This is a genomic window from Duganella sp. AC237, from assembly GCF_979254035.1.
Window position 1 is genome coordinate 5772959 of the sequence record NZ_CEEDEW010000003.1, and the last position, 23547, is coordinate 5796505.

A 23547-nucleotide genomic window follows, 5' to 3' on the forward strand; every position below is an offset into this window, starting at 1 on the left:
GCGGAAACGGCGTTCGCTCAGGAGCTCCTGGGCTGAATCACATCCGATCCAGCGCGCCCTCCCCTAGTGCTTGATACCTTCGCGCTCCAGGTAATCGAGCAACGGTCCCGGCTCGTCGGTCTGGATGGTGTCGACGCCGGCTGAGAACAGCGCGCCCCACGTCTTGCCAGAAGTGCGCAGCGCCTCCAGGTCGCCACCCATGCCGATCACGCTGATGACGCCGACCGCCGTCAGGCTGTTGGCCCACAGCCTCACTTTGGCCTGCGACACCAGTTCGCGCAGCGGCTGGAACTGCGCCGACGGCAGGAAAACCAGCTCCACGCCGACCGGCTTGCGCCGCCCGGCCAGCTGCCGCTCAACGATGCGCGCTCCGCTTTGCGCCTTGGGCGCGCCGGACCACGGACCGATGATCGGCATATAGGGCACCGACGCGAACGGCAGCTGGTCGGCGACCGCCTGCGCCGTTCGCTCATCGACGAAACTTTTGACCAGCACGTACTGGCCCATGCCGTGTTTGACCGCTTCGGCGATGGTCTGCGCGTAAATGTCGTCGTCCTTGATATCCAGATTGAGCATGATGCGGCCCTTGGCCGCCTCCAGCATCTCGGCCAGCGTGGGCACGCTTTCGCCGGTGGTCTCCGGCGACATGGCGCCGCCGAGGTTCTGCTTGAGCCGCAGGCCTTTGATCTGCGCCAGCGTCATCGTCGACACCTTGCCGTGGCCGTCGGTGGTGCGGTCGACCGTGGTGTCGTGGATCACCACAAGGGTGCCGTCGGCGGCGCGGCGTACGTCGAGCTCCATCATGTCGACACCCAGCCGCACGCAGTGTTCCAGCGCCGGCCGCGAGTTCTCCGGCACTGCCGACAGCGCCAGCCGTGGCGAGGCGTTGTGACAGCCCCGGTGGGCGGCGATGAAAACGCCGGCGGCGGGATCGAGCAGCTTCTGGCGGATCTGCTCGGCCCTCGTGGTGGCGGTGGCGGTGGCGGACGCGGCGCTTAGCGCGGCGAGAGCCGCCAGCGCGAAGGCGGCCAGCCGGGGAAGGGAAAATAAAGAAGTCATGGGTTGCGGGTCCAGTCAAAACATTAAAAGTTCGGCGTGTAGCGCAGGCCGATCCACGCAACCATCGGCACCGAGTAGGTGTCCTTGAGCAGGCTCTGCGACGGGCCGGTGTAGCTGGTCATCCGGCGGCGGTTGAGGTTTTGCACCTGGCCAAACACCGTCCACTGCGGGGCTATCCGGTAGCTGGCCTGCAGGTCGATCTGCGCACGCGGCGCCCAATACAAGTCCTGCCAGGCGATATCGGGCACGATCGAGCGCAGCGCCTTGCCCTGGTAGTTATAGGCGGCGCGCAGCTCCAGCCCCTTGCTCGCATAAAACACTGTCAGGTTGCGGGTCTGGTCGGGCTGGCCCACCAGACGGTCCAGGCGGCGCATCCCACCGGCGGCTTTCAGCACGCTCATCTGGCCGTCCAGCAAGCTCCAGTTCGCGCTGAAGCCGACGTCCGCCAGCACCGGATGCACCCAGCCCAGCGAATTGACGACGACCGCCGCCTCCACGCCTTTGACCGAGGCGTCCGACGCATTGGCCGGCATCGACACCAGCGCGTTGGCGTACGTCACGCCTTGATAGGTGTAGCCGAGCGAGGACTGGTTGAAGATCTCGTCGCGGATCTCCTTGTTGAACACCGCCAGCGACAGCAGGCCGTTGGCCGCCTTCGGCAAGCGGTAGTTCAGCGCCAGGTCGGTATTGGTCGACAGGCGCGGCTTGATCTGCGGATTGCCCACAGTGACCGTGACGCCCTGCGCGTTCGGATTGCCGGCGTCGCCGACGTTGACGAAGCTGATCGACGTGCGCGCGGCGTAGGAATCATAGGTCGGCCGGCCGATGGTCTGGCTGGCGGCGGCGCGGATATCCAGTTCCGGCGTCGCCTGGTAGGTCACCTGCGCCGACGGCAGCAGGAAGTCGTACCTGGAACTGGTCGGCAAGCCCACCCAGCTGCCGGCCACGAGCGCGCGGCCGTTGGTTTCCTGTTCGGTGCGGTCCTCGCGCAGGCCGAACAGCGTTTTCCACTTGTCCGCGTTGAAGCTCACCTGCGCGTAGGCACCGACGGTTTTTTCCACGTGCTCGAAGTTGTCCTGGTTGCTGAAGTTGACCTGGTTGGTGGTGTTCAAGCCGCCGGCCGCCCGCAGCGCGGCGATCTGCGCGAGCGCCGCCTGCGGATCGATGGTGATCAAGTTGAGCCCGCTCCGGTTGTACTTCAGCGGCGCGCCGGGACCGGTGACGCCGGCGAGCGTCAGCGCCGGCATGCCGGTGTTGGGCTGCATGTCGTTGCGGAAGATGTTGTAGCTCGGCCGGTCCAGCGTGTACGACACGCCAGCGGCAAAGCCCAGGCCCGGCCGGTCGAGGTTGCGGCGGTAGTCGGCGCGCACGTTGCCGATGGTGTCAGTTGCCGAACGGACATAATTGTCGCGGTAATACAGCAGCTTGTAGTTGGCCAGGTTGTTGTAGGCGGCCGGTGAGACGTTGAACGAATGATTCAGGCCGCTGGTGTCGTAGTTGAACGCGTATTCCGGCGTCGCCACCGGCGTAGCGCCGCCAATGCCGGGCGCGCTGTAGCTGGCGTTGGTGGCGTATTTAATCATCTGGATCGGCTCGCGGTACGTTGCGCGCGAGACGTTGGCGCGCAGGCTCACGGTCTGGCTGTCGTCGATCTTCCAGTCGGCGCCGCTTTGCAACAGCTTGGTGGCGCTGGTCATGTCCTGCTGCGAGAAACCGACCTCCACGTCGGCGCCCGGGTAGGAACCGGACGTCGGCGTCTGGTTGAAGACCAGCGCCGTGTTGCGCGGGTCGATCAGATTTTCGTTACGCTGCATCAGGTCGCGGAAACGGTAATAGCCGGCCGTCAGAAAGCCGTAGACCTGGTCGTTCGGCTTGGCTTCCAGCTTGACCGTCAGGCCGAGGCGGGTGCGCTCATCCTGCACATACCAGTATTTGTCCTGCTGCGGGACGGCATAGCCGTTGCCCAGATTGTTACCACTGAGGCGGTTGCCTTTGCTGTCGTAGAAATTTTCAAAGACCGTGTCGGTGGTCATGTGTGTGTCGGTGCTCGTCTCCAGTTTCTGGTAATTGGCCGACACCACCGCGCCGTATTGGCGCGCCGGGCCGAAGGTGAAGCTGCCGGTGCCGACCGCGCGCTGGCCGACGCGGTCCTGGTCGCGCGGACGCGAGGTGTCGCTGGCCGTCCCGCCCGAACCCTCGAACGTGAAGAACGGCTTGCCGCCGCGCTCGAAGGCGCTGCGGGTTTTGAGGTCGATGGCGCCGCCGATGGCGTTCGGCTCCTGGTCGGCCGAGAAGGTTTTCGACACCACCAGCTCGCTGATCATCGACGACGGCAGCAGATCGAGCCGCACGCCGCGGCCGATCGAGCCGAGGTTGCCGTTCGGGGTACCGGGCGAAGCCAGCGGCGAGCCGTCGATGGTGACGTTGTTGTAGGCGGCGCCTAGGCCGCGCAGCACCGGCGTGGCCGCCTCGTCGCGCGGATGTTCGTTGTCCAGCGTTGGCAGCACCGACAAGCCGGGCACGCGGCGCAGGGTTTCGACGATGGTGTTGTCGGGCAAGCCCTGCACCTCGTTGGCGCTGACGACATCGGCGATGCCATTACGGTCGAGTTTGCTTTCGATGGCCCGCAGATAGGCACGCTTGATGCCGGTGACGTTGACGACGGCCGTGGGCGCCGCCTCGTCCGGGCTCTCCTTGCCGTCCTGCGCGTGGGCGTCGAGCGCGAAGCCCAGCGCGAACGCCGAGGTGGCCATCAGCCGGCAGCGCTTGGAAATGGTGTATTGCATGGTCATGCTCTCCGATCCAGGTGGTGGTGCGAAACGCGGTTTTCCGGCCGGTGCGGCCGGATCGCTTTCAACGCAGGGCAGTGTAGAGCGGCGCTCGCAAGTGTTTTTCCGTTTCACGGTGAAAAATCACCGTGAAACCCGGCGCATCGAACGAGGCGGGGCAATCGCGCGCGCGTTTCGCCCCGACGCCGGCGGCGCAACGACAACCAGGGAACAGGCCATGCGAGGGAAGGCGTCGAGGATCAGGACTGGTCGACGCGCAGGCCGAGCACCTGGATGTCGGTGCTGCCGTTGGCTTGCAGCACGCATTGCAATAGAACCTCGAAGCCGGCGATCGCGCCGTCCGGCCGCAGCGCCTGCTTCATCAGCGTCGCCATCGACGCCGGGCTCATCAGGTACTCGATGGCGGCGTCGGTCCCGGCCGAGGTGGTGCCGCCCAGCAACAGCGTGTAGCCATCGCCGCTGAGATTGCGCTTCAAGCCGATCAGCGCATAGCCGCGCCGGCCCGGGTCGCGGCCGGAGAACGCGTACAGCGCTTGCTCGCCCTGGCGCGGGCGGTCGTTGCGGATGGTGTAATCGCCCGAGAGTGGATCCCAGTCGATGTGGAAATTGAACTGCTTGCGGTACAAGGCCCACCACGGATTGGAGTTTTCGACGCCGACCAGGATGGCGTTACCGTGTTTGAGATCGGCAAGATGCACATCGCGCGCGAAGCGGACATGGAAGCGCTGCGGCGCGGCGCGCGCGCGCTTGCCCAGCTCGGACGCCAGCGTTACCGACGACATGGCGGTGTAGCGTCGGGCGCCATAGTGGACCACGCTTCTGGCGGCGCCCGCCGTGTCGGCATCACCGGGATAATTCGTGTTGTAATCGCTCAACCCGACCTGCCGGCGCACCTCGCTCTGGTACATCACCAGGCCGTTGTCGGCCACGATCAGCGAGGTATCGGTATCGCCCGGGAGCATGGCAGCCCAGAAGCGCTCGCTCGCGTCGACGGGCGTTGCCGCACCGCGTCCGACCAGCCAGGATGCCAGGCCCGCCAGCAGCGCGATCGTCAGCAGCGCGAACAGCCAGCGGCGGCGCGCCGGCATGGATGCGGCCATGGGCGCTGCGGGAATAGCAGTGGCAGGAGCACACCGGACGGCGGCGGGCGCAACGGACGCGCTATGCTCGATCGCGGTCGCCGCGACCGGCGCCGTGCTGTCAGCCGGCGGCTCGTCCCCGGCGCGCATTGACGCGGCCGCGTGCGCGCCGGTCGCGAAAGGCGGCGGCGCAGCGGCGGCTAACACCGGCACATAGGAACCGCGTGGGATGCTGATACGGAAGCGGTCATCGCGCCCCTCTTCCTCGTAATAGGTGGCCAGGCGCTGGCGCAGCAAGCGCGCGCTGCTGCGCACGATGGTGTCGTCGGAAGGATTGTAATGGTCCGGACGGCCGAAGACTGCGGTGCCGATATTCTGCTCGCACAACACTTTCTCGGCGCCCTCGGCGGTGGTCATGCACACATAGCGCAAGAATGCCGACAGCCTGGCGCTCTTCGAAAACGTGCGGCTGGCAAGAATGCGCGACATCGCTTCCATGAAATGATCACAATGGGCGGCCGGCAACGAGTTTTCGTCGGGCTTGATCGCTAATGCTTCCATGGACATCCGATGACTTCCTTTTTGACGTCATCAGTATAGACAGGATTTGTGACAGTCGCATGAAATCAAGGCAAGTGGATCGAGACACGCACCACCAGAAGCAGTACGACGCGATCTACGTGTAGCAGGATCTGGAAGACGCCAACAGGTGCCTGCTGCGATCGTCATTCCAGATCCGCGTCGATGCGATCGAGGGCGGCGACGGCGTTCCCGCTGCGCGTCACCGCCGCACAACTCCAGTTACGACCTGCGCGCGCGCGTCTTGTGGCGAACCGCCCCGCCCAACATGCCCAAGCCCAGCAAGTACATCGCCGCCACACCCGGTTCCGGTACCGGGCTGACAGTATTCCGCGCGATGAAGGACAGGTTATCCGCGTAGCCATCGTTGTCGCCCGAAACCAGACGCTCCATCGACAGCCAGAACGATAGCTTGCTGGTGCCAGCCGGCATGATTCCCGACGATTCCCGGTAGAACAGGCCGGTCTGGTTGCCGCGATCTTGCGGGGTGACGGGACCGATCGCCGCGCTTCCTATCTCATTGTTCCCCGCATCGAGAAACTGCACATAGAACAGGGCGTTGTCGCCCTGGTCGGTCCAGCCGCCGAGCCATCCGCTCAGGGAATAGGAACTGTTCTGGGCCGTCGGCACGCCGAAGTCCAGGGTCTGAACGCCCACGGCATACTGCCCGGAGCCGGCGAACATCTTGGTGCCGCGATCGACCGGGCCAGGCTGGGTGGGCAGGACCCAGTTGTTGCCATAGTCCACCGCCTGGAAATTGTTGTAATCGGAGTAGCCGGTCCAGCCGGTCAGGCCTGCTTCGGCATCGCCGTTGACAATGAGGTTCTGACCATAGGTAACGGCAGCGTTACCACTACACGCCACGGCGAACAACGCCGCGGCGACGAGAAATTTGCACTTCATGAAAAGCTCCTTGTAAAAATCAGACCACGCGGTACTGGTCAAGTTGCGCTGCCCCGCCGATCGCCGGGTCGCTGATCGACGGCAAGCCGTTTTCCAGGTGGCCGGCGAAGCGGCGCAACCAGCCCGGCAAGCCAGCCACGCGCACGCTGTAGTCGTACCAGTTGGAACTCGATGCCAGCGGCAGCCGGACGCTGCTCCGCGAACGTGCGACGACGCGCACTTCCATCGGCTTGTTCGCGTAATACTTGTTGGCGGTCAGTTCAAAGGTGCACGGTTGCGCGCCATTGTTGACCAGGTCGATGAGCAGCTCGCCGGCTTTGCGGTCGGCGCGCACGCTGATCTCCGGCCATGCGGCGTTGCCCGCACCGCGCACGTCCCCGACGATGTGGCGATGGAAGCCGTTCGGTCCCAGTATCCACAGATCGTAGGCGGCTGCGGTGTTCCAGCGGCCGGTCAGCTGTTTGCCGGGTTCGACCGTATAGCGGCGCGGGACCTGCTCCAGCGCCAGGCGGTCGTACACGTGGAACACCGCCCCGGCTTCGCCCAGGTTGTCGAATCTGAGCTCCACCAGGCCGCCGCCCGCCGGCACCTGCGCCTGCACCTGCAGCTCGTAGGGCAGCGCGCGTGCCGGACGCACGCCGGCGGCCTGGACGGGCGCCGTCAGGGTGGCCGGCGTTGCCGGCACCTTGGTGTTTGGCAGGCTCAGCGCCATCGAACGGCGCGCAGCCGTTTCCGGCAGCAGTTGCTTGAAGCCGTTGTCGTTCGGGTTGGCGAAGTCGAAACAGGACAGCAAGTCGCCGCTCACCGCGCGGCGCCATGGGCTGATCAGCGGCTCGCGCACACCGAAACGCGCCTCAATGAAACGTATCACCGAGGTGTGGTCGAAGACCTGCGAATTGACCCAGCCGCCCTTGGTCCACGGCGAGATGACATACATCGGCACGCGCGGCCCGAGACCGTAGGGGCGATGGTGGGTCCGCGCATCGGCGCCGTTGAGCACGTGATGGTACTCGCCGGTCGTGTCGACGGTCGATGCGCCGGCCAGCTGCGACTGCGCCGGATTGCTGCTGTAGCTCGTGTACGCCGGCACCGCCGGCGGTGGCATGTGGTCGAAGAAGCCGTCGTTCTCATCGAAGTTGATCAGCAGGACCGTCTTGCTCCAGCTCTCCGGATTGGCGGTCAGGGCGTCCAGCACGCGAGCGATGTAGTCGGCGCCCGACGCGGGACTCGAGGGGCCCGGATGTTCGGAGCCTTCGGCGGTGGCGACGACCCAGCTGACCTGCGGCAGGCGGTTGGCCAGCACGTCGGCTCTCAGCAGGTCGAGGTCGCGCGTTGTGGTGCCGCGCTCGCGCAGGGCTTGCGAATAGCCCGGCCGGCGGTACCACGCGTTGCGGAAGGAGCGGAATCCCGCCAGCGAGTTATCGGTGAAGTTGTCCGCCATGTTCTGGTAGACCTGCCAGCTGACGCCCGCCGCTTCGAGCCGCTCCGGATAGGTGGTCCACAAGTAGTCGGTGGACATGTCCGGATTGAAGTCGTCGCGGCTGTTGTCGGTCGACGGGCCGCCGGCGGCCGCCAGGGGATCGTTGTGACCGGTGAACAGGAACAGCCGGTTGGTGTTGGTGCCGGTCTGGGTGGCGCAATGGTAGTGGTCGCAGATGGTGAAGGCGCGCGCGAGCGCGAACTGGAAGGGAATGTCGGCGTCGGCGTAATAGCCCATCGAGTGGTTCTGCTTGACCGCGCACCAGTCGTTCATCCGTCCGTGGTCCCACGCCAGCTGGGCGTCGAGCCAGCTATGTGGCGTCCCGGCCACGCGCATGACGGGAAAGTCCTGCACCGTGTTGAGCCGGAACGGCGCGATGGCGCGGCCCTGTGGCCAGTTGGGCCGGCCGGGCACCGGCGCCCCGCCGGCAGAGCGCTGCACGAAGACCGATTTGCGATTGAAGAGGTTTTGCCGGTCCATCACGGGAATCGGGAACGGATCGCCGAATCCCCTTACCCCTTCCAGGGTGCCGAAGTAATGGTCGAAGCTGCGGTTCTCCTGCGTCAGCACGACGATATGCTCGACATCCTGCAGGCTGCGGGTGCGCTGGTTGGCGGGCAGGGCCAGCGCCTTTTGGATGGACGGTGGAAACGTCGCCAGCACGGCACTGGCACCGGCCGACTTGCCCATTGTGCGGAGGAAGTCACGGCGGCTCATGCATGCACCTGCGTGCGGGCGAGCGCAAATTTAAAAATATGCATTTGATTGATCCAGGTCGATTGTCGGGGGAAACACGAAAACGGCGGTCATGCAAGACAACAGCTTATGCACCAACGATGAAATGTTGATGACATGCCATGCATTTACTGCACTTTTCTTATTTCGGTAACAATCCTGTCCAAGCGGTACCCCCACACCCGCGCAAGTACCTTTCTTTGCGGCACCGCGTGCTAGACTAGTCGGCATCGACCGGCCCGGAACCTGTTCATGAGCGCGCGCCGGTCCGTCCAATCCGTTCCGACCCGTTTTACAATGGCAGCTGCCCGACCATGTTGATGTCCCTACCCCGCCTCTCGCTGCTACTTGGCCTGTTCTTGTCGGCGAGCGCCGTCGCCGCCACGCCGGCGCCGTTCGCGCAACCGCCCAGGTTCGCGCCGATCCCGGTGCTGTCGATCTTTCGTCCGGTACAGCCCAACGGCTCGGCAGACGACGCCCTCGCCAGCGGCCGGGTGGTGCCAGGCAAGTACCGCATGGCGGCGCCGGCCAGCAAGCACTGGCGCATCGCCTTCCTGTTCCCCCACCTGAAAGACCCCTACTGGGGCGGCTGCGCCTATGGCGTGGTCAGCGAAGCCAAACGCCTGGGCGTGGCCGCCGACATCCTGCCGGCCGAGGGCTATAACGACCTGGCCGGCCAGCTGCGCATGATGGACCGGGCCATCGCCGGCAAATACGACGCCATCGTGCTGTCGCCGATCGGCATGACGGCCAACAACGCCTCGATCGCCAAGGCGCGCGCCGCCGGCATTCCGGTGATCGAGCTGGCCAACGACAGCCGCAGCGAGGACCTGGCGCTCAAGGTCACCAGCTCGCTGCGCGGCATGGGCCTCGAGGCCACCCGCTGGGTGGTGCGCGACGCCCAGCGGCGCGGACTGAAATCGATCAACATCGCGCTGCTGCCCGGCCCCATGGGCGCGGGCTGGGTCAAAGGGGAAGTCGACGGCACCCGCATCGCGGCGCAGGACGCGGCCATCCCGGTCAACATCCTCGACATCCGCTACGGCGACAGCGATTTCGCCGGCCAGCAGCGGCTGGCGGCCGAGCTGCTGGCCAGGCACGGCGGGCAGCTCCACTACATCCTCGGCTGCACCGGCTGCGCGCCGGCCGCGCTCGAGCCGCTCAGGCAGGCCGGCTTGAGCGGCAAGGTGCGGCTGGTCGCCTACGACCTCACCGGCGAGATCGCACGGCTGATCCATAACGGCGACATCGACGCGGCGGCCGACACCAAGGGCGTCAGCCAGACCAGGGTGGCCATCAACGCCGCCGTCAACCTGCTGGAACGGCGCGCCCAGGAGACGCCGCACACCATCCTGGTCGAACTGGGCATGGTCGACCGCCTCAACTACGCCTCCTACCCGTTCGATACCTCGATCGCGCCGGCCGGCTACAAGACGGTGCTGTCCTACGATCCGGCGCACAAATAGGCCGCCGCCCGGATTACTTGGGCAACTTCGCCACCACCTTGATCTCGAACTGGAAGCCGGCCAGCCACGTCACGCCGACCACGGTGGCGGTCGGGAACGGCGCCTGGCCCCAAAACTCGGGCGCCACGTCGCCCCATATCATTTCGAAGACCTGGTCCGGATTGATCATGAAGATGGTGACATCGACCACATCGTCGAATGTGCAGCCGGCGGCGGCCAGGATCGCGTTGAGGTTCTGGAACGCCAGCCGCACCTGCGCCTTCAAATCCGGCTCCGGCGAGCCATCCTCGCGGCTGCCGACCTGTCCGGACACGAACAGCAGGCCGTCGGCGCGCACGGCCGGCGAGTAGCGGTGCTTTTCATACAGGGCGTGGCGGCCTGGCGGGGAAACAACATCACGGGTTGCCATGGGTAACTCCTCAAACTGTTTAGAAGACCGTCAGTCTAATGGCAATCAAACTGAAGATAAACGCCAGAAATATCCCATCACTGTTTGTATAATCCAAACAATCAATTGAGGGAGACGACATGGACAGGTTCGATGCGATGACGGCGTTCGTCCGGGTGGTGGAGACCGGCAGCTTCACGAAGGCGGCCGAGACGCTCCACATCAGCCGCACCAGCGCCACCCAGCTGGTGCAGCAGCTCGAGGCGCGCCTGCGCGTCAAGCTGCTCAACCGCACCACGCGCAAGGTCAACGTGACGGCCGACGGCGCGGCGTATTACGAGCGCGTGGTGCGCCTGCTGGCCGACCTCGACGACACCGAATCGGGCCTGTCCCACGCCTCGGCCCAGCCCAAGGGCAAGCTCAAGATCGACGTCCCCAGTCCGCTGGCGCGCATGATCCTGATGCCGGCGCTGCCGGCGTTCCACGCCCGCTATCCCGACCTGCAAATCGACATGGGCGTCAGCGACCGCACGATCGACCTGATCGGCGAGAGCGTCGATTGCGTGATACGCGGCGGCGAACTGCGCGACCTGTCGTTGAAGGCGCGCCACGTCGGCGACCTGCAACTGGGCGTGTACGCGGCGCCGGCGTATCTGGCACGCAACGCCGTGCCCGCCCATCCGCGCGAGCTGGAACACGGCGCGCATCGCGTGGTCGGTTTTTTATGGGGCCGCACCGGCAAGACCTATCCGGTGGTGTTGCGCCGCGGCGACGAGACGCTGACCATCGAGGGCCGCTACGTGGTCGCCGTCGACGACGGCAACGCCTATCTGGCGGCCGGCCTGGCCGGCATGGGCGTGCTGTGGCTGCCGCGCTATATGGCCAAACCCCATGTGGCCGGCGGCGAACTGCTGCCGCTGCTGGAGGACTGGCGCCTCGCCCCCATGCCGCTGCACGTGGCGTATCCGCAGAACCGCTACGTCAGCACCAGGCTGCGCGTGTTCATCGACTGGGTGGCCGAGCTGATGAAGGAGCATGCGCCCATCGGGGCCCGATGAAAAGCCGATGAGAGCGTCTCGGATTGTGATAACGTTGTCGAACAAATTACAATTAAAGGAGACAGTATGCGCAACAGCATCACCTTGAAAAGTTGTATCGCCTTTTGCCTGGTCCTGGCCGGACCGTTCGCACTGGCCGAGGCCCACTTGCCCGCGCCGACGCCCACGCCCGCCGTCGGCGACTCCTGGACCTACCAGTACACGGACGTCTGGAAAGGCGTCAAAGGCAACGTCAACAAGATGGAGGTGACCGCCATCGACGACGCCGGCGTGCATGTGGAGGTGCGGCGGGCGGCGGGCAACGCGCTGGTGGCCAAGCAGCTCTTCAGCCCCGAAATGAACCCGGTCGACCGTGGCGCGATGCACTTCTCGCCGTCGTTCGCGCGCTACGCCTTCCCGCTCACGCCCGGCAAGGAATGGAACACCGAGGTCACCGGCGACAACCCGAAACAGGGCAAGCACTGGCGCTACAGCATCAAGGGCAAGGTGCTGGACTGGGAAAAAATCAAGACGCCGGCCGGCGAATTCGACGCCATCAAGGTGGTGGTCGAGGCGCTCTACCGCGGCGACGAAACCAACAGCAACGGCGGCAACGGCCAGCTGACTGAGACGGTCTGGTTCGCTCCGGAACTGAACAACTTCGTCAAGCTCGACTACCGCGACACCGACTGGCAGGGCCGCACTTTCAACCGCGACAGCTGGGAGCTGACCTCCTACGTCCGCAACAAGTAACGGCGTGGGGACGCACCGTGGCCACGCAGTCCCCTTCCCCGACCCCGCCCGGCCCGCATAGCGACGGCCGGCTGCGCGCCCGTCCGGCGTTGCGGCCGCTGGCGCTGCTCGAGCAGCCGCCGCCGCTGCAACTGCCGCCAGGGCGCCACACGCTGGCCTTCGCCAACGGCCGCCAAGCGGTGCTGCACGTGCCGTCCCCGGTCGACGGCGCGCCCGCGCGTCCGTTGCAATTGATCGTGCTGCTGCACGGCGTGCGCCAATTGCTCGGCGGCGCCGACGACAGCGCCATCGCGCACGCGCAACGCCACGGCGCGCTGCTGCTGATACCGCGCTCGCTGACCGATAGCTGGGACGTGATACGGGGCGGCTACGGTCCCGACCTGGCCTTCCTCGACCGCGTGCTGGCGTGGACCATGCGGCGCTACAGCGTCGATCCGGACGCGCTGGTGATCGGCGGCTTTTCCGACGGCGCTTCCTACGCGCTGTCGGTCGGCTTGATGAACGGGGATCTGTTCAGCGACATCGTGGCGTTTTCGCCCGGCTTCATGAAACCGATGCGGCGCGTCGGACGGCCGCGCATTTTCGTCGCCCACGGCGCCGGCGACCAGGTGCTGCCGGTCACGCAGGGACGCGCCATCGCCAGCCAGCTCGCGCGCGAGGACTACGAGGTGCAATACACGGAATTCGACGGCGCCCACGTGGTGCCGGCGCCGGTCGCGTACAAGGCGCTGCGCCGGATCGCCGCGCGCTGATGGCTTACTTCGAAATGCGCAGGATGGCACTCGCCAGCTTGGAGAAGCATGGCGTCAGGTCGGCCTGGGTGGCGGCGTAGCAGTAGACCCCGATCGGCTTGGCGGGGTTGAAGCAGCGGCTCGGCGCGTCGGTGGCATTGGCCATGCATTTGAGCGTGTCTTCGCCCTTCTCGCCATCGGCGCCACTGCCGGCCTTGAGCGCCGAGCCCAGTCCGAGCGTGAAGACGAAGATCCCCTCGTCGCGCGATTTGGCCGCCATCGCCTCGACCAGGTTGCGCGCGGCGCGGTTGACATTGCGGTAGGTGATCGCGTTGGTCACCACGCGCGGCGAGTTGGTCACGATCGGGTACTCGTATTTCGTCGTCGGGTCGATGTACCTGTCATACGGAACGTGCGCGTTGTAGAAGGCCGGCAGCGCGGAGGCGCGGTTCTTCAGATAGGTGGGGTTGTTCTCCGTCTCCGGGGTGCAGCCGCCGCCAACGTCGTCGGATTGCTGGTCGAGTTTGTACAAGCCGCCAGGCTCGCCGCTACCGTCGTCATCGGTGGTCACGGTGCCGGGTGTTTTGCAGTTGACACCGTTGTTCCACGTCAGATAGCTGCCGAAGGAATTGGGCGCGCCGTCCGAGAAGAACACGATCACGCGCAGGTTGGAGCGATTCAGGTTCGCCGTCGGCACGCTGTTGATCTGCTCGCGCGCCATGAACATGCCTTCGGGCGAAGCCGTCGAGCCGGTGAACGAGTACCCCTTGATGTGGTTGGTCATGCTGGTGCGGTCGAAACCGCGCAAGATCGGACGTATCGGATCGTCGAGCACGGCGCCGTAGGAAAAATGCAGCAGGCCGACCCGGTCGCGCTCCGAATTGAATTGCTTGAGGAAGGTGATCGCCGAGCTGCGCACGGTGGCCGCCTGGCCGCTGAGCGAACCGGAGGTGTCGAGCGTGATGACCATGTCGAGGTCCTTGCGCTTGGTCTCGGTCAGCACACCTGGCGAGAGCGGCCCGGACACCACACCGCCCATCAGCACGCTCGGCATAGTGGCCGAGGCGCTGACGTTGATCGTCACCTCGCCGCCGTTGAAACTCACCTGGGTCTCGTTGAGCGTGGGGGTCGACAACAAATAGTTGGCCGGGAAGTTGGCGTTGAAAAACCGCGTCGCCGCCGCCCGCGCGTTGGCCGTCTGCGTGGCCTGGTCGCCGCCGATGCTGGTGGCGCGCGCGGCGGCCAGGCTGGCGGCGTCGGTGGCCGCGTTGAGCTTGGACTTGATCATGTAGCTCAGGCCGGCGCTGAGGACCAGTCCGACGAAGGCGATCAGCACCGTCACGCAGATCGCCAGCAGCACCGTCACCATGCCGCGTTGTTGGGGTTTGGAAAAGCGTCTCATCAGAACACCGTCATCGAGTAGAGGTCGGGGCCGATGGTCGAAGTCGACACCGAGCCGAGGGAAAATGGCGCGAACACCATGTTGAATTTGTAGAACGTCTCGACCACGTAGATCACCTCGCCGTCGGCGAGCGAGCCGCTCATCAGCGACACCGCCGGCGCGTTGGCGCCGGTCGGCACCGCGCAGGTGCCGGCCACGGCGCCGGCCCAGCTGCCGCACGTCCAGATCTTGCTCGCGGGCGCGTAGCCGCTGACGCGGAAGCCGCGGTTGTTGACCGAGTCGTCCCAGCGGTACTGCTCGAGCACGATGCTGCGCGTGGTGCCGTTGCTGGCCAGCCCCATGATGCGGGTCACATAGATCATGCCGCGCTCGTTCATGTCCAGCGGCGAGCCCGAGGCGGCGACCTGGCCGATGATGACCTGCGCGTTCTCCGACAATTGCAGCTTGCCGCGCGAGGCCAGGTTGGCGCCCTCCCGGCTCAGGTTAATCAGGATCATATTGGCCTGCACGCCGCGCGCGATGTCGACCAGCGCGACGATCAGCAGCAGCAGCAGCGGCAGCCACAGCGCGAACTCGACGGCGGCCACGCCGCCGGCGCGGCGGCGCGGCATGTGGGGGGGCGTGTGGAGTGGCATACGGCGCCTCATTGGTAGGTCTCGTTGCGCATCGTCGTCGCCACGGAAAACTTCAAAGTCCCGTTCGGGAACATCGCGCCGATGATCGGCGTAACGATCCGCCAGCTGCAATCGAGGCGGATGACGACCACGTCGTCCGGGCCGCCGAACATCGTTGCCGAATAGGCGTTGGCGGTGGCGTAGGTGGTGTTGTTGACCGTGATGACGGGGTTGACCGAATCGTACATTCCCACCGAATTGTCCTTGATCGACTGGATGATGGCCAGGTAGCGCTGGCGGTTGCTGGCGGCCGGGTCGCGGTCGCTCTGGCCGGTGATGGCGTAGCGCGAGCCCTCGCGCACGGCGTACTGCATCGTCAGCGACGTGAAGAAGATGATCGAGAACTCGAACACGGCCATGAGCAGCAAAAACAACACCGGCGCGATAAACGCCATTTCGACCGCTGCCGAGCCCTTCTGGCGCGCGCGCGGGTATCTGGATACATTCATAACAAGGCTTCCGTGAGGCGGACAGCAGGGGGACAGGCAAGAGCGCATGCGGCGCGGCACTGTGGTGGAGGCGATTCCGGTGGCTTGCATACCGGCGCCGGCGCCACTGGATCGGGGTGGCGGTACAGGCATTGTAGCGCGCTTATTTTGTTTCGCGTAGACATTTAATGTTTTTCCTCAACATCATCCACGCGCACTGTGCTAGATCCGGCTAGACAGGACATGCTTCTGTGCGTAGACTCCGACGTGTCGCCAGCGCAACTATTTTGACGATCATTTAATATATGTTCACTATAGTGAAACCAATGCTCTCGGGCAACCGTATAAGCTCCATGGGCCGTTAGAGAGCCACACATTGGACAGCTTAGCCACAACTTTCATGCAAATAGCAGCACAACCGCGCAACAACGACGTCGCCGGCGCCTCGATGATTTTCATCATGCGTCTGGTGCTGGCCGTCTCGGCGCTGCTGACTTTGTTCATCGCACCTGACGACATGGGCGCCTACGAGCGCCAAGGCGCACTGACCTGGGTAATCTTCATCGGCTACCTGCTGCACAGCGCCACCTTGCTGGTGGCGGTGCGCTACCACGGCAACCCGTTCTGGCATGGCAAAGTCGTCTATTGGCTCGACCTGGGCTGGTACTGCCTGATGATTTACTGCACTGGCGGCGGCAGCAGCTATTTCTACCCATTTTTCTTCTTCGTGATCCTGACCTCGTCGTTCCAATGGGGTTTCGACGAGGGCGCGCGCATCACGCTGGCGGCGGCGGCGGCGCTGACGGTGGCGACGTGGCTGGCCAACAACAGCACCAACCAGGGCCAGCTGTGGTTGCGCACCACCTTCGTGCTCGCGCTCGGCTACATGATCGCCTACTGGGGCGGCCTCGGCCTGATCCAGCGGCGCCGCCTGGCCCTGCTGCGCGAGGTCAGCCAGCTGTCCAATCCGCGCTTCGGCGTCGACCAGACCATCGCCTCGATCCTGCACCAGACGCGCGACTTCCACCATGCCAGCCAGTGCCTGCTATTGATGCGCGACGGACCGGAAGATCTGTGGCGCCTGCATTCGACCAGCGCGCGCGGACAAGCGCGCCAAGGCGCCCAATCCATGCTCAGCGAGGCCGCCGCCGCGCCGCTGCTGGCGTTCGGCGACGACGTGCTGGTGCACTACACGCGGGCGCTGCACCCGCGCCTGCCGCGCACGCTTGAGGCGGGGCAGCGCGGCAGCGGCGCGCCGGCCTGGCAGCGGCTCGGCGCGGACGCCGTCGAGCCGCTGGCAGACCTGCTCGACGCGGCCTCGTTCGTCAGCGCGCCGCTGCCGCTGCGCAAGGGCGAGGGCCGCATCTATCTGGTGTCGGACCAGCAACGCCTCAACCGGGGCGACGCCGTGTTCCTGCAGCAGCTGGCGGCGCAGGTGTTCCCGGTCATCGAAAACATCATGCTGCTCGACCGCCTGGCGTCCGACGCCGCCTTCCGCGAACGGCAAAAGATCGCCCGCGACCTGCACGACAGCACCATCCAGCCCTACATCGGCCTGCGCCACGGCATCAGTGCGGTGCGCCAGAGCCTGGAGGCCGAGCACGCGGCCGCCGCCGAACTGGACCGCTTGCTCGACATGACCGGCCAGGTCATCGCCGACATGCGCGCATTCGCCAAAACCGTGCGCCAGGGCGCGGCGCGCCAGGAGGCCGAACTGCTGGTGGCGCTGCGCCGCCAGGCCGGCCAGGTGCGCGCCTTCTACGGCATCACCATCGAGGTGCGGGCGGCGGACGACCTGAGCGTGAGCGACCGCCTGGCCGCCGAGGTGTTCCAGATCGTGAATGAAGGCATGAGCAATATCCGTAAGCACACGCGGGCGCGCGGCGGGCTGGTCGACCTGAGCAATGTCGACGGCCAGCTGCTGATCCGCATCGAAAACGACAGTCCGGAACCGCCAGCGGCCCCATTCCTGCCCGGTTCGATCGCCGAGCGCACCGCCGCGCTGGGCGGTACGATAGCGATCGAACACCTGGCGCGCGGCGCCACGGTGGTCAGCGTTGCCATTCCGGTCTAACCTGGAACTACCTCATGAGCACTGCCACCGCCACCCCGATCCGCCTGCTGTTGGTGGACGACCACAAAACCATGCTGTGGGGCCTCGAAAAACTGGTCGAGAGCGCCGGCGCCGAGCTGCAACTGGTCGGCACCGCCCACAACAACGACAGCGCGCTGCTGGAGGCGCGCCGGCTGCGCCCGGACCTGATCGTGCTCGACCTCGACCTCGAGGGCCGCAGTTCGATCGAGATCCTGCCGGCGCTGCTGGCCGACAGCGGCGCGCGCGTGCTGATCCTCAGCGGCAACCGCGACCAGGCGCTGCTGGGCGAGGCGGTGCGCCTGGGCGCGCGCGGCGTGGTCGGCAAGGAGGCGCCGGCCGAGGTGGTGCTGGCGGCAATCCGGCAAGTCCATCGGGGCGAGCTGTGCCTGGACCCGGCGCTGACCCACGCGCTGCTCAACAAGATGGTCACGGCGGCGCCGGCCGATCCCGAGGCGCCGCGCATCGCCACGCTCACGCCCAAGGAGCGCAAGATCGTCGCCGTCGTCGCCGACAGCAACGGCGCGCCCAACAAGGAGCTGGCCGCCAGGCTGTTCATCGCCGAGCCGACCCTGCGCAACAACCTGACCACGATCTACCAAAAGCTGGGCGTGGCCAACCGCCTCGAACTGTACGTCTACGCCACCCGGCACGGCTTGAACGCCTCCTAGACGCCCTCCTCCCCGCAACACCGCGCCAAAGGCCGCCCCCGTGACATTTGTCACGGCGCGGCCGGCGCACATCGTGACAATCCTCCCCCGACAAAGTGACATCCGTCTGATGTGGATCAAGACGGGCTTCCGTAGAATTCAATACATCAGCAGCGAACTTGAAACAGCTGAGAGGAAATCAGCCAGGAACGACCAACAGGAGTGCGGGATGCAAGGATCAAAAGGCAGGGGACGCGACATCGGCCGGTTCATCGGCGACGCCGGCGGCGCCAGCCTGATCGAATATGCATTGATCGGCGCGCTCGTTTCAGTGGTGGTCATCATTACGCTGCTAGCAGTCTTAGGACCTAAAACCTGACCCCCGTTTTAGTGGAATGCCGTAACACCATTTCGCAATCTCACATACATACATCGAAGGAACGACCATGAACGCCATCAAAAATTTCATCAATGACGAAGCCGGTGTCACCGCCATCGAATACGCTCTGATCGCCGCCGGCATCGCCGTCGTCGCCGGCGCCGCCGCCACGACGATGGGTCCGCTGCTCAAGGCCAAGTTCGACGCCGTCATCGCTGCACTGCGTTAATCGCTGCAAGCGACACCGCAAGACCGGCCAACGCCGGTCTTTTTTTTGCCTGGCGCAAACACGCTGCGCTACTATCGCAGCATCTCCCCTTTCCGGTCCAACGCGTCATGAACAAGCTGCCCCTGATCCTGCTGTGCACCCTGCTGGCGCTGGCCGTCTGGAACGACCTGCGCGCGCGCCGCATCCCCAACACGCTGGTGTTCGGCGGCGCCGTGCTGGGCATCGCGCTCAACTGCCTCTATCCGAACGGCGCCGGCCTGTTCATCGCGCCGCAGGGCGGGATCGGCTTCCTGGGGTCGCTGGCCGGCCTGGCGACCGGGCTCGCGCTGCTGGTGCCGATGTACGCCATGCGCGCGCTCGGCGCCGGCGACGTCAAACTCATGGCCATGGTGGGCGCTTTCCTGGGACCGTGGGGAACCGTCGTCAGCGTGCTGCTGACCTTGTTGGCCGGCGGCGTGCTGGCGCTGGCGGTCGCGGCCTGGAACGGCCGCCTGCGCGCGATGGTGCGCAACACCTACCACATGGGCGTGTACGCACTGATGCGCCGCCTCGGGGGTGAGGCGATCAAGATCGAGGCGCCGGCGGAGGCCAGCGGCCGCCTGCCGTACGCGCTGGCCATCGCGGCCGGCACCCTGCCCTACTTGGTGTGGGGCGCTATGCACGGGCAAGCGTTGTTTTCCTGAGAAGTGTGTCTTTTTTTAGCCACGCGATACACATGAACCGCGCATGATGTTGACCTGGATCAATTATCTGCCGACAATCTTCATATCCGTATCACGACAAGGAATTCATGCACGCCGAGCCGGACCTCATGGCCGCCACAGCCGAGCGCGACGCGCCGGCCAACGCCCGCGCGCCACGCAGCATCGAGGAAACTGGACTGCCATTCCTGTTCCTGACCGAACTGGTGGCCAAGGTCCTGTTCCAGCGCGGACAAGTGCGGCTGCCCGAACTGGCTAGCCACTTGAAATTGAGCATCAGCGCCATCACGCCGCTGGTGACCTTCCTAAAGACTGAAAAACTGGTCGAGGTCACGCGTAGCGGCCACAGCGGCACCGACGCCGACCTCACCTACAACCTCACCGAAGCGGGCGCGCAGCGCGCCGTCGCCTGCCTCAACCGCAACGCCTACGCCGGCCCGGCGCCGGTCACCCTGGCCGCCTACGTGGCCCAGGTGGCCGCGCAAAGCGTGCGCCACCTGCACGTCACGCGCGAGCACGTGCGCGCCGGCTTTCACGACGTGGTCGCCAACCAGGCCGTGCTCGACCAAATGGGCGCGGCGATGAACTCGGGCCGCGCGATGTTCATCTACGGCCTGGCCGGCAGCGGTAAAACGTTCCTGGCCGAGCGCCTGTGCAGCCTGCTGCACGGCGTCATCGCCGTGCCCCACGCCATCATGATCGATGGCGAGGTGGTGCCGTTCTACGACCCGGTCCAGCACCGCGCGGCCGCCGGCGACCAGCCGCCCGAGCCGGCCGAGGGCGGCGAGCTGCTGCGCCAGCTCGACGCGCGCTGGGTGCGCGGCGTGCAGCGTCCGGCCGCCCTCACCGGCGGCGAGCTCACGCTCGAAATGCTGGACCTGCGCTTCGACCCCAACACCCGCCTGTACCAGGCGCCGCCGCATCTCAAAGCCAACAACGGCATCTTCATCATCGACGACCTGGGGCGCCAGCGCTGCTCGCCGCTGGAGCTGATGAACCGCTGGATCGTGCCGATGGATCGTGGCGTGGATTATCTTTCGTTGCATACAGGCCACATTTTTCAGGTACCTTTTGATGTGGTCGTGGTATTCTCCTCGAACTTCTTGCCAGAGCGATTATCCGACGGCGCCTTTCTGCGCCGGCTGGCCTACAAGATCGAAGTGCCGCCCCAAACCCAGGCGGAATATGAGCTGCTTTTCAGACAGGCGTGCACGCAATACGGCATGGAGTTCGATGCCGACGCCTTTGCCTACCTGCTCAGCGAACACCACGCGAAAGAAGACACGCCGCTGCTGGCCTGCTATCCGCGCGACCTGATTCGTCAGGTACGCGACCTGGCCCGCTACGAGGGTGCGCCCGCGCGCGTCGACCGGCGCGCGCTCGACTGGGCGTGGAACAACTACTTCGCCGGCGCCGGCGCGCGCCGGGTCAACGATCAGCAGAAAAAAGAACGCGACCGCCGCGACCAGCCGCCAACGGCCTAACTGGCGCCTGGCCGCGCCCGCAGGCAACAACGACGAATAACCACGAAAGCACAGCATGAGAAATACGCGGGCCTTGACGATGATAGCGGTGGCGCTGGTGATGGCGCTGGCGGCGGTGGTGCTGGCCGCGCAGTGGATCGCCGGCCAGTCGGCCAGCAACAGCAACAAGGTCGCCGTGGCGCTGCTCGACATCGGCATGGGCACGCGCGTCGCGCCCGAGCTGATCCACATGGTCGACTGGCCGGTGAACTCGATGCCGCCCGGCGCCATCGTCGACGCCAAGTCGCTCGAAGGCCGCATCACGCGCACCAACATCCTGCGCGGCGAGCCGCTAATGGAAAGCAAGCTGGCCCCGGCCGGCACCAGCGGCGGCCTGTCGGCCGTGGTGGCGGCCGGCAAGCGCGCCATGACGGTGCGCGTCAACGACGTTGTCGGCGTGGCCGGCTTCGCGCTGCCGGGCAACTTCGTCGACATCCTGGTCAACACCCAGAGCGAGAGCGGCGGCGACAACGGCGTGCGCGAGCAGGCGATCTCCAAGATCGTGCTCGAACGCATCCTGGTGCTGGCCATCGCGCAGGAATCGAACCGCGACGACACCAAGCCCAAGGTGGTCAACGCCGTGACACTGGAGCTGACGCCGGAGCAGGTTGAAAAGCTCGACCTGGCGCGCAGCGTCGGCACGCTGTCGCTGGTGCTGCGCAACCAGATCGATCCGCTGTCGGCCAACACCGAGGGCGCCACCAAGAGCAGCCTGCTCGACGAGGGCAAACCACAGCCGGTGGCGCACGCGCCAGCGCCGGCACCGGCCCCGGCAGCCGCTGCGCCACGACCGGCCGCGCCGCGGCCGGCGCCGGCCGGCGACAAGGTGGAAATGATCAAAGGCCTCGACCGCAGTTCCCAGCAGTTCTAAACGATACAGCCCTCACCAGAGAGATAGCCTTGATGACTGCAACCACGCGCGCGGCCCGGCCGGCGCCCTCCCGTCTCCCGCTGCTGGCATGCGCCACCGTGGCCGTGCTGTGCGCGCTGCCGGCACTGGCGAACGCGGCCCCCGCGCCCATCGCTTCCGCCCCCGCCCTCACCGCCGCGCGCGGCACCGAACTGGCCGCGCTGATGACCTTGTCCGAAGGCAAGTCGACCCTGATGCACCTGCCCTATCCGGTGGCGCGGCTGGCCGTCGGCGACGCCAAGGTGGCCGACGTGATCCTGCTCAATCCGAGCGAAGTGTATTTGCTGGGTAAATCGACCGGTTCGACCAACCTGATCCTGTGGAACAAGGCCAACCAGGCCACCATCATCGACATCGTCGTCGGCCTCGACAGCACAGCGCTGCGCCAGCAGTTCGACCAGCTGTTCCCGACCGAGAAAGACATCCACATCACCGTCTCCGGCGGCGCGTTGATCCTGTCGGGCGTGGTGAGCGATTCGGTCAAGGCGGCCCAGATCGTGTCGGTGGCCGGCGCCTACCTGCAGCGCAACAGCCGTCCCGGCGCGGGGTCGGCCCCGGCGGCCCCGGCGGCTCCGGCGGCGGGCGGCGCCGATCCGGCCGCGCTGTTGTCGTCGGCCACGCCGGCCACCAGCGCGGCGGCCCCAGCCTCCCCGACCGGCGCCGGCGGCGCGGGCGGGCGCGTCATCAATATGCTGGCCGTGGCGGCGCCGCAACAGGTGATGCTGGAGGTGCGCATCGCCGAAATTTCCAAGACCTTGGTCGACCAGCTCGGCGCCAGCGTCGGCCTGGTGGGCAACAGCGGCAGCTGGACCTACACCCTGCTGAGCAATCTGCTCAGCGGCAACCCCGGCAAGCTCGACGCCTTCAACGGCAAGAACGGCAAGTTCCTCACCTTCGACGCGCAAAAGAACGACGGCCTGGTCAAGATCCTGGCCGAGCCGACGGTGATGGCCATCAGCGGCCAGGAGGCCAGCTTCCTGGCCGGCGGCAAGATCTATATTCCCGTCGCGCAAAGCAACGCCGGCGGCACCCCCACCATCACACTCGAGGAAAAGGAATACGGCGTGGCGGTCAAATTCACGCCAACGGTGCTCGAGGGCGGACGCATCAACCTGAAGGTGGCCCCCGAGGTGTCCGAACTGAACCGCGAAGGCGTCGGCATCGCCAGCGGCAACAGCGCAGCGACGACCGTGTTGCCATCGTTTACCACGCGCCGCGCCAGCACCACGGTGCAGCTGTTCGACGGGCAGAGCTTCGCCATTGGCGGTCTGATCAAGAACAACGTGACCACCAACATCAAGGCCTTCCCCGGACTGGGCGAGATCCCCGTGCTCGGCGCGCTGTTCCGCAGCAGCGATTTCCAGAGCGACCGCACCGAGCTGGTGTTCATCGTCACGCCGCACCTGGCCCGGCCCCTGCCGCCCAACCCCAAACTGCCGACAGACGGCTACAGTGAGCCGAGCCGCGCCGACTTCTTCTTGCGCGGCAAGCTCGAAGGCGGCGCGCCGCCTGCGCAGTCCGCACAGCCCGGCCCGGCCGGCTTCGACGTGAAATAGGACA

The 23547-nt window shown here is 65.9% G+C and carries 21 protein-coding genes; 12 read left to right on the plus strand and 9 right to left on the minus strand.

Translation table 11 applies throughout. The annotated features are described in order from the left end of the window. Positions 1-63 precede the first annotated feature (63 nt). From AC0IYS_RS25600 to AC0IYS_RS25620, 5 genes are all read right to left on the minus strand, one after another. Positions 64-1059, minus strand: coding sequence for a glycerophosphodiester phosphodiesterase family protein (locus tag AC0IYS_RS25600; protein WP_471707806.1), 996 nt, complete (start codon positions 1057-1059; stop codon positions 64-66). Between the two features lie 23 nt (positions 1060-1082). Continuing rightward, entirely contained in the window at positions 1083-3845 is a 2763-nt protein-coding gene (locus AC0IYS_RS25605; protein WP_471707807.1) for a TonB-dependent receptor, read from the minus strand. Positions 3846-4087: 242 nt separating this feature from the next. Next, positions 4088-5488 carry a hypothetical protein gene (locus AC0IYS_RS25610; protein WP_471707808.1) on the minus strand — a complete coding sequence of 467 codons (1401 nt, stop codon included), beginning with the start codon at positions 5486-5488 and terminating at the stop codon, positions 4088-4090. Positions 5489-5728: 240 nt separating this feature from the next. Then, the gene (locus AC0IYS_RS25615) at positions 5729-6409 is read right to left on the minus strand and encodes a PEP-CTERM sorting domain-containing protein (protein ID WP_471707809.1); all 681 of its coding nucleotides are present in this window, start codon (positions 6407-6409) and stop codon (positions 5729-5731) included. A 19-nt stretch (positions 6410-6428) separates the two neighbouring features. Further along, complete coding sequence (locus AC0IYS_RS25620) at positions 6429-8606, minus strand: phosphocholine-specific phospholipase C (RefSeq protein ID WP_471707810.1); 2178 nt, start codon at positions 8604-8606, stop codon at positions 6429-6431. Positions 8607-8944: 338 nt separating this feature from the next. On the opposite strand from AC0IYS_RS25620, the gene torT reads away from it, so the two are divergent. Further along, positions 8945-10090, plus strand: a complete 1146-nt coding sequence (gene torT, locus AC0IYS_RS25625) for a TMAO reductase system periplasmic protein TorT (RefSeq protein ID WP_471707811.1) — start codon at positions 8945-8947, stop codon at positions 10088-10090. A gap of 13 nt (positions 10091-10103) precedes the next feature. Here the strand turns inward: torT and AC0IYS_RS25630 are convergent, their stop codons facing one another. Beyond that, a complete protein-coding gene (locus tag AC0IYS_RS25630) occupies positions 10104-10499 on the minus strand; it encodes a RidA family protein (protein WP_471707812.1) in 396 nt (131 codons plus the stop codon). A 119-nt stretch (positions 10500-10618) separates the two neighbouring features. Between AC0IYS_RS25630 and AC0IYS_RS25635 the strand changes: the two genes are divergently transcribed. The 3 genes from AC0IYS_RS25635 (at position 10619) to AC0IYS_RS25645 (ending at position 13020) form a co-directional block, all read left to right on the plus strand. Then, complete coding sequence (locus tag AC0IYS_RS25635) at positions 10619-11536, plus strand: LysR family transcriptional regulator (RefSeq protein ID WP_471707813.1); 918 nt, start codon at positions 10619-10621, stop codon at positions 11534-11536. A gap of 66 nt (positions 11537-11602) precedes the next feature. Further along, positions 11603-12268, plus strand: a complete 666-nt coding sequence (locus tag AC0IYS_RS25640) for a DUF3108 domain-containing protein (RefSeq protein WP_471707814.1) — start codon at positions 11603-11605, stop codon at positions 12266-12268. A gap of 17 nt (positions 12269-12285) precedes the next feature. Next, a complete protein-coding gene (locus AC0IYS_RS25645) occupies positions 12286-13020 on the plus strand; it encodes an alpha/beta hydrolase (RefSeq protein ID WP_471707815.1) in 735 nt (244 codons plus the stop codon). Between the two features lie 4 nt (positions 13021-13024). Here AC0IYS_RS25645 and AC0IYS_RS25650 read toward each other — a convergent pair whose 3' ends face one another. From AC0IYS_RS25650 to AC0IYS_RS25660, 3 genes are read right to left on the minus strand one after another with little or no spacing between them, the layout of a single operon-like run. Further along, the gene (locus AC0IYS_RS25650) at positions 13025-14401 is read right to left on the minus strand and encodes a VWA domain-containing protein (protein ID WP_471707816.1); all 1377 of its coding nucleotides are present in this window, start codon (positions 14399-14401) and stop codon (positions 13025-13027) included. Further along, positions 14401-15036, minus strand: coding sequence for a TadE/TadG family type IV pilus assembly protein (locus AC0IYS_RS25655; RefSeq protein ID WP_471707817.1), 636 nt, complete (start codon positions 15034-15036; stop codon positions 14401-14403). Before AC0IYS_RS25655 ends, AC0IYS_RS25650 begins: the two co-directional genes overlap by 1 nt. An 8-nt stretch (positions 15037-15044) precedes the next feature. Further along, complete coding sequence (locus AC0IYS_RS25660; RefSeq protein ID WP_471707818.1) at positions 15045-15524, minus strand: TadE/TadG family type IV pilus assembly protein; 480 nt, start codon at positions 15522-15524, stop codon at positions 15045-15047. Between the two features lie 379 nt (positions 15525-15903). Here AC0IYS_RS25660 and AC0IYS_RS25665 point away from each other — a divergent pair, with 379 nt between their 5' ends. The 8 genes from AC0IYS_RS25665 (at position 15904) to AC0IYS_RS25700 (ending at position 23543) form a co-directional block, all read left to right on the plus strand. Further along, positions 15904-17577: a sensor histidine kinase gene (locus tag AC0IYS_RS25665; protein ID WP_471707819.1), complete on the plus strand. Its 1674-nt coding sequence runs from the start codon at positions 15904-15906 to the stop codon at positions 17575-17577. Positions 17578-17591: 14 nt separating this feature from the next. After that, positions 17592-18266, plus strand: coding sequence for a response regulator (locus AC0IYS_RS25670; protein ID WP_471707820.1), 675 nt, complete (start codon positions 17592-17594; stop codon positions 18264-18266). Positions 18267-18306: 40 nt separating this feature from the next. Beyond that, on the plus strand, positions 18307-18624 hold the full coding sequence (locus tag AC0IYS_RS25675) for a Flp family type IVb pilin (protein WP_471707821.1): 318 nt from the start codon (positions 18307-18309) through the stop codon (positions 18622-18624). 67 nt (positions 18625-18691) lie between these two features. Next, positions 18692-18853 carry a Flp family type IVb pilin gene (locus tag AC0IYS_RS25680; RefSeq protein WP_471707822.1) on the plus strand — a complete coding sequence of 54 codons (162 nt, stop codon included), beginning with the start codon at positions 18692-18694 and terminating at the stop codon, positions 18851-18853. A 107-nt stretch (positions 18854-18960) separates the two neighbouring features. Then, the gene (locus tag AC0IYS_RS25685) at positions 18961-19536 is read left to right on the plus strand and encodes an A24 family peptidase (RefSeq protein ID WP_471707823.1); all 576 of its coding nucleotides are present in this window, start codon (positions 18961-18963) and stop codon (positions 19534-19536) included. Positions 19537-19664: 128 nt separating this feature from the next. After that, entirely contained in the window at positions 19665-21038 is a 1374-nt protein-coding gene (locus AC0IYS_RS25690) for an ATP-binding protein (RefSeq protein WP_471707824.1), read from the plus strand. 55 nt (positions 21039-21093) lie between these two features. Then, the gene (gene cpaB / locus AC0IYS_RS25695) at positions 21094-21948 is read left to right on the plus strand and encodes a Flp pilus assembly protein CpaB (RefSeq protein ID WP_471707825.1); all 855 of its coding nucleotides are present in this window, start codon (positions 21094-21096) and stop codon (positions 21946-21948) included. A gap of 32 nt (positions 21949-21980) precedes the next feature. Next, a complete protein-coding gene (locus AC0IYS_RS25700; protein WP_471707826.1) occupies positions 21981-23543 on the plus strand; it encodes a type II and III secretion system protein family protein in 1563 nt (520 codons plus the stop codon). The last annotated feature ends 4 nt before the right edge of the window (positions 23544-23547 follow it).